Genomic DNA, 4,144 nt, shown 5'->3' with positions numbered 1-4,144 from the left:
TATGTTTTATAAGAATTGGATCATGCCTACTTTTGTAAGTTCCCATCACACTATACTCACTACCATGTACCTCCTGTAATTCTCGTTCAAACTGTAGCGTACTTCGCTTGTAATTATTCGTACAAACTTTGCAATCGTGACCCTTCAACAAATTATTTGGATAGGCATCTATAATCTTTCCACACCTCTTATGAAAAACATTAACTTTTTCTTTACTGCCACGATATTCACCGACTGCGATGAACTCTCCATTCCATTTTATAATTAATTCCTTATCAAATTGTTCTATTGACTTCATCTTACCTTCTCTTATTCTTTTACCTACGCACTCCTTGTTAGAACATTGTTGCCCATTCACTAGCTTATTCGGTGTCATAAAAAATGGTTTTCCACAAATTTTATGTTGAACTTTGATTTTCTTATTACTTTTCTGGTAATCTGACAGAAAGGTATACTCCATACTATATGGCTTCCTTGAAAATTTCCGATAGAATTCACGCTTATTCTTTTCCTGCCTAGCTTTCGTAAAGGCTTCATTGGAACATAATCGACAGTTTGGTAATTGTAAAAAGGCTCTTGCAGTAACAGAAAACTCCCTTTTACAGGTAGTATGAAAAAGTGTAACTTCTTTATTATAGCCATGAAAATCCCCCTTCAACTCAATATCATCTCTGGTCTTTTCTGCAAGACGCTCTATGAAAATCTCTTTAGTTACCTTTGGAACTTTCATACCTGTATGACTCCCTTTTCTAATTATCTATAGAAAAAGCATCTCCTTTTAAATACAAATTATACATTTTACCCCAAACTCCAAGGATATATACTATAGTCAATGGTAAAATTTTTTTGCCTGTCAATATAGGACTAATGACTATGCAAGGAACTATACCATGTAATTCGTCCAAATTAGCATGGGGAGATAATTCTCAGAGCAACACATAAGATTAACGAGTTTTGCTTTAATCTTGACAAATAATAGGATTCTTTTTGGTAAATCCTAAATAAAATTCGGATTGTCTTTCAGCCTAAAAGAGTTAAAAAAATGCTGGAAGGTAGCTTTATCTATTCTGTAAGAAACACAACTGGAAAAGAACAGGGGACAGCCTGAACTGATACAAAGGCAAGGATTAGGAGAACACAGAGTAAAGGTAAACCCTATTAGACTTGTTTTGATTTTTAATTGTAATGTGGGGGTGGATCACAATTGGATTCCTGCAGAAATTATCATAAAAAAATCCGAAGGCCAACCGGAAAAAATACCGGAGAAACCTTCGGATTTGGAACTTTAATTTTATTTAAGAATCGTTAATTTTGGATAGTTGGTGTTACTCTTATTGATCTTTATCTATCTTGATCGTTATTATACTGATCTTCTATTTCTTCAAATTCTATGTCAATGATGTCTGGCATTTCTCTCTTGATTTCATCCATGTCCTTTTGAAATTCTTGTGTTGTGTAGTTTAAAGAATCATACATTGTATTTCTTAAACGGTTTCCCATTTTAGTCATTGATGTATAAGTTAGACCACCAGAAACTACCCCTCCAACAACAGGAATTACTTTAGAGACCCCTTTTGCAAATGTATCTTTTGTCATCTTAACCCCAATAAGAGTTGCTATTTTCTTAACAATAGGATAGTAGAAGGTTTTAGTTAATGCTTTTTGAGGTAGCTTTTTTAATGCCTGTTGTGCCACTTTGGAAGAAACCACTTTTAAGGTCGAGGCAGCACCACCTACACCAAACATAACACCAAGGAATAAAATTAATTCACTTCTCACTCGCTCCAAGTCTAGTTCATCATCATCATCCCAAAAGTCCCTGTATCCAAACATATAAGCAAGTTCTTGTGATAAACGTAAAGCTACTCCGAAAAATTGCAGAGTGTCGGCAGGTATTGTGGCAGCCATAGCCCACCCACCAGGTAGACCAGCCGCAAACGATGTACCAGAACTTTGTAACGTTCTTTTATTTACGAGGGATTTTGCCATTCTGTTAATTTTGTCAGAACTGATCCCTACTTCTTGTGGTCCTTTATCAATCAAGATAGGGATTTTATCCGAGCTTAATATATCACCGAATGTTTTTACCAAAAATTCTTTTCTATTTACTTTAACACCCGGCATCTTTAATGCGTTTGCTATAATTAATTCAACATTTGTGGAATCTCCATTATTAGTCATGCCATGAACCCTCTTTCATATTAGCGACGTTTTAATATTTATGATACATTCTTTTCGTAATTCAGAGATTAGTGCTTGTAAACTAGACAGCACCTTATAGTCATTTGTTCTGGAGTTTTTCTCTCAATTTTTCATACTCTGCAATTTTATCACGAAGACTAGCAAGACAAAACTGGAAAGAACCTTCGGATTGGAAACATTATTTTTAGTAACGTTATTTGTCTTTTGAAACCAAAAAAAAGACTGAACCTACTACAAGATCCAGCAAGAATTTTTATTGATGTTGGTTTTAAACAAACGTTTGAATAATGATTGAATAATGGTTCCATACATAGCTCATTTGTGTGCTGCTGTTCCGTGATTCCTTACTGGTTGGGTACCGACTATGTGACAGTGGGAACAACCTTTTAACGTGGGGAAGTAGAAAGTAACAGGGGCATAAGTCATAGCTCACTACTACCACATGACCAATATTAAATTTTAAAAACTTTAACCTTAGTTAGCAATTACCTTTTTCTAATTCGTTCATCGTCTTTAAGTCGCTGATATGCTTTACTTTTTAAAAATCGTTCCGGGTTTTTCCTTATAGCTTCCACGATTTTTTCTTTTTGGCTTTCTGAAATTTTCTCTCTCGATTCTCTAAGGTCCTTAGCCACAGCGAAAAGCTCATTAAACACTGGTGAAGATACAGCATGTTTTGGCTCCCCCATATTAAAGAATCCTTTTTCCTCTACTAAAGTATTTTCCCAAACCTCTTCAACAGCCTTTTTTAAGATGGTGACAATTAATATTCCCTGAAGATTTAAAAATACATATGAAGAGTCGGGGTCATGGCTAATATAAGTATAGCCCACAACACTTCCCCCGATGGCAGTATGTAAATCAAACTCACTGGTATCCCCAGACGCTTCCTTAATTGGGCCAAAAAAGAATATATGATTTTCAATGTGACCAAGGTCTTTTCGTTCTCCAAGAAGGAATTCACGCATGATTTTTTCCGCTTCAATTAAAATATCTAAATCTATAATATCAATATTTTGGTCACGCACAAATTCTACGATATCAAGATAAAGGCTTCGCCAACTGATGGATGTAATGAAGTGATTGAGCCATTGTTCATATTCCACCACTTGGAGATTGTCCGAATGATAGGGATGATAAACTTTATTAGCAAAGATTGTTTCATTTGGACTGAATCTATCTTCACAGACACCACATAGCATCGCCTGTTTGTCACCGTCCTGAATTACCCTGTTTGGTTGCGATGCCATTCGCATATTCCCTGTTGGCGAATTCCTCTTCATTGACCTAAAAACAAATTTTGGGATAATATGGCTTTTTTCTAGTTCCCTTTCTTCCTGACATAATGCACACTTACCCATAAAATCTTCCTCATTTCTTCTTATCCTAGAACAAAAAATAGTCAAAAAGTGTCCCACATGAAGATATTACCCTCTCAAATAGGTACAATAACCATTGTTTTTTAGAAAGAAATTATAAATCGTTTCAAAAAAAGACCGTCTTAGACGATCCTTTTTTAAATGATTCATTCTTTTTAACAGACCCCTCAACGACGTCATTACTAAAGACTAGAAAACTTACACATAAAGTAATTGCTTGCAGTACGATTTGTATCCCTTTAAGGCTTGTAAACAGTTCTTTCATAATAACCACCCCTTTATCTTTTATTGTTGAGAGTTGCTCAACTGAGCACGGAACCTGTGCCGTCTGAACAAGCGGGGGAGCCTGTTAAAAAGAATGAATACCTTATTCTACCATTTTCTGAATGTTTCTTCAACAAAACTGCCCGTTACTTTAAGTGAACTTTTTCAATAAGTTCTTGTAAGTACATCAAACCACCCTTTATTAATAAATATATTATTGAGCAACTTAACCATCTCTATTTAGAAAAACTATTTGGCAAAATGACTTTTCCCTTTTCTCATCTTTTTCTTCCTTCTAC

2 protein-coding genes and 1 pseudogene are annotated in these 4,144 nt (G+C 35.1%); all 3 read right to left on the bottom strand.

All coding sequences use genetic code 11. From position 1 onward, the window contains the following. A pseudogene (locus SIN01_RS14150) lies at window positions 1–730 on the bottom strand (hypothetical protein); the annotation flags it as partial. Between the two features lie 611 nt (window positions 731–1,341). After that, window positions 1,342–2,181 (bottom strand): hypothetical protein, encoded by an 840-nt coding sequence (locus tag SIN01_RS14145; RefSeq protein WP_010025916.1) that lies wholly within the window; start codon window positions 2,179–2,181, stop codon window positions 1,342–1,344. A 506-nt stretch (window positions 2,182–2,687) separates the two neighbouring features. After that, window positions 2,688–3,563, bottom strand: a complete 876-nt coding sequence (locus SIN01_RS14140; protein WP_010025915.1) for a hypothetical protein — start codon at window positions 3,561–3,563, stop codon at window positions 2,688–2,690. Between the last annotated feature and the right edge of the window lie 581 nt (window positions 3,564–4,144).

The organism is Sporolactobacillus inulinus, assembly GCF_006539285.1.
Taxonomy (GTDB): Bacteria; Bacillota; Bacilli; order Bacillales; family Sporolactobacillaceae; genus Sporolactobacillus; species Sporolactobacillus inulinus.
Note: the sequence above shows the minus strand (reverse complement) of the source record. Positions and strands in the feature narration are given on the sequence as shown.